The sequence below is a fragment of the Membranihabitans marinus genome (assembly GCF_021729155.1).
Classification (GTDB): Bacteria; Bacteroidota; Bacteroidia; order Chitinophagales; family Saprospiraceae; genus Membranihabitans; species Membranihabitans marinus.
Genome location: NZ_JAJQYA010000072.1, coordinates 1 through 3,256 on the forward strand (window position 1 = coordinate 1; position 3,256 = coordinate 3,256).

Here is a 3,256-nt window from a genome sequence, read left to right on the forward strand (position 1 = left end):
AAAAAAAAGCCTAAACAGATTGATTACTATTTAGGCTTATGGAAAATAAAAAAAAAGGCGGCGACCTACTCTCCCACCCGTAAGGGCAGTACCATCAGCGCTGAAAGGCTTAACTTCTCTGTTCGGAATGGTAAGAGGTGGATCCCCTTCGCTAAAGCCACCTAAGTCTTTTGTACATGTTAATGTACTATATCTTTAATAGAGCTGTGCTTTCACAGTCTATTTGTTTGTCCTTAAAAAAGACAAGTGGAAAGAGTAGAGTTAACTTAAGAAGAAAAAAAAAAGGAAGCTTTCGGGTAATTAGTACTACTCGGCTGCGCACATCACTGTACTTCGACCTGTAGCCTATCAACGTAGTCATCTTCTACGACCCTAATGGAATACTCATCTTAGAGATGGCTTCGCACTTAGATGCTTTCAGTGCTTATCCATTCCGTACATAGCTACCCTGCGATGCAACTGGCGTCACAACAGGTACACTAGAGGTACGTCCAACTCGGTCCTCTCGTACTAGAGTCAGACCTCTTCAATATTCCTACGCCCACAACAGATAGAGACCGAACTGTCTTGCGACGTTCTGAACCCAGCTCGCGTGCCGCTTTAATGGGCGAACAGCCCAACCCTTGGGACCTTCTCCAGCCCCAGGATGCGACGAGCCGACATCGAGGTGCCAAACCTCCCCGTCGATATGAGCTCTTGGGGGAGATCAGCCTGTTATCCCCGGAGTACCTTTTATCCTTTGAGCGATGACCCATCCATGAGGGATCACCGGATCACTTTAGCCTGCTTTCGCACCTGTTCGAGATGTCTCTCTCACAGTCAAGCGCCCTTATACTAATACGCTCTTCGTACCATTACCAACGGTACTGAGGGCACCTTTGCGAGCCTCCGTTACTTTTTAGGAGGCGACCACCCCAGTCAAACTACCCACCACACAATGTCTCCCAGCTTTACTGGGATTAGAACCAAGATATAGAAAGGGTGGTATTTCAAGGACGACTCCACAATCACTAGCGTGACCACTTCGTTGTCTCCCACCTATCCTACACATTCTATATCCTAGACCAATGTGAAGTTGTAGTAAAGGTTCACGGGGTCTTTTCGTCCCGTTGCGGGTAATCGGCATCTTCACCGATACTTCAATTTCACCGAGCTCGTGGTTGAGACAGTGCCCAGATCGTTACACCATTCGTGCAGGTCGGAACTTACCCGACAAGGAATTTCGCTACCTTAGGACCGTTATAGTTACGGCCGCCGTTTACTGGGGCTTCAGTCAAATGCTTTGTCCGAAAACTAACATCCTTCCTTAACCTTCCAGCACCGGGCAGGTGTCAGACCCTATACTTCGTCTTACGATTTTGCAGAGTCCTGTGTTTTTGCTAAACAGTCGCCTGGGCCTATTCACTGCGGCTCCATATAATTATAGAGCGCCCCTTCTCCCGAAGTTACGGGGCTAATTTGCCTAGTTCCTTAACCACGAATCACTCGAGCGCCTTAGAATACTCATCTCGACTACCTGTGTCGGTTTATGGTACGGGCTGTATATATCTGAAGCTTAGAGACTTTTCTTGGAAGTATGCTTGGGTCCACTATCACCGCACCCAGAGGGCTTGGTGTACTATCGTACGTCAGTTCACTAGCGGATTTGCCTACTAGATCAACACCTAAGTACTTCAAGGCTGTATTCCGTCACAGCCCGGGACTTACGCGACTTCGTCCTCCCATCGCAATATATACAGGTACCAGAATATTAACTGGTTTGCCATCGGCTTCGCCTTTCGGCTACACCTTAGGACCCGACTAACCCTGATCTGATTAGCATAGATCAAGGAACCCTCAGTCTTTCGGCGAACAGGTTTCTCACCTGTTTTATCGTTACTCATGCCTACATTTTCTTTTCTACCCGCTCCATCAAATCTCACGATTCAACTTCAGCGCTAGCAGAATGCTCCCCTACCACTCCAACATAGTTGGAATCCAAAGCTTCGGTGGTATATTTAATGCCCGATTATTTTCCGCGCACAGACGCTCGACTAGTGAGCTGTTACGCACTCTTTAAATGAATTGCTGCTTCCAAGCAAACATCCTAGCTGTCAATGCATCCACACCTCGTTTAATTCAACTTAATATACACTTGGGGACCTTAGCTGTTGGTCTGGGTTGTTCCCCTCTCGGCTACGGACCTTAGCACCCATAGCCTCACTGTTGCTGCAGTGACATGGCATTCGGAGTTCATCAGGGTTTGGTAGGCGGTGAAGCCCCCTAGCCCTATTGGTAGCTCTACCTCCATGACACTCTCCACAACGCTGCACCTAAATGCATTTCGGGGAGTACGAGCTATTTCCGAGTTTGATTGGCCTTTCACCCCTACCCACAGGTCATCCAAAGACTTTTCAACGTCAACTGGTTCGGTCCTCCATTTCGATACTATCAAAACTTCAACCTGCCCATGGGTAGATCACTCGGTTTCGCGTCTACCCCCACTAGCTGTCGCCCTGTTAAGACTCGCTTTCGCTGCGCCTACTCCGCTGAACGGATTAAACTTGCTAGTGAGGAGTAACTCGTAGGCTCATTATGCAAAAGGCACGCCGTCACCCCGAAGGGCTCCGACCGCTTGTAAGCGCATGGTTTCAGGATCTTTTCACTCCCCTACTCGGGGTTCTTTTCACCTTTCCCTCACGGTACTAGTTCACTATCGGTCTCTTGAAAGTATTTAGCCTTACCAGATGGTGCTGGCAGATTCATGCAGGATTTCTCCGGTCCCGCACTACTCAGGATACTGACCCACAAGGTCTATTTCTATATACGGGACTATCACCCTCTTTGGTTGTTCTTTCCAGAACATTCTATTTCTTTTTACTTGCTTTATGTCAGTCCTACAACCCCGGCCTGATATACAGACCGGTTTGGGCTTCTTCGCGTTCGCTCGCCACTACTTACGAAATCACTTTTGTTTTCTCTTCCTCCAGTTACTTAGATGTTTCAGTTCACTGGGTTTACTTTCCTTACGGAATTCTATGTCTTCCACATAGAAGGTTTCCCTATTCGGACATCTACGGATCACCGATCGTGTGCATCTCCCCGTAGCTTATCGCAGCTTACCACGTCCTTCGTCGTCTTCAAGAGCCTAGGCATCCTCCATGCGCCCTTATTTGCTTCCTATTCTTCGAGTTAATTCATGTTACAATGAAATTGAATTTACAAAACTCAATTTTAAATTAAAACTTTTACTCTTTCCTACTTATCAAAGAACTTT

General features: G+C 47.4%; 2 rRNA genes. Both read right to left on the minus strand.

Going from position 1 to position 3,256, the window contains the following annotated elements:
• Positions 1–52: 52 nt before the first annotated feature.
• Positions 53–165, minus strand: a 5S ribosomal RNA gene (rrf, locus tag LVD51_RS19875).
• Positions 166–280: 115 nt separating this feature from the next.
• A 23S ribosomal RNA gene (locus LVD51_RS19880) occupies positions 281–3,162 on the minus strand.
• Positions 3,163–3,256 lie beyond the last annotated feature (94 nt).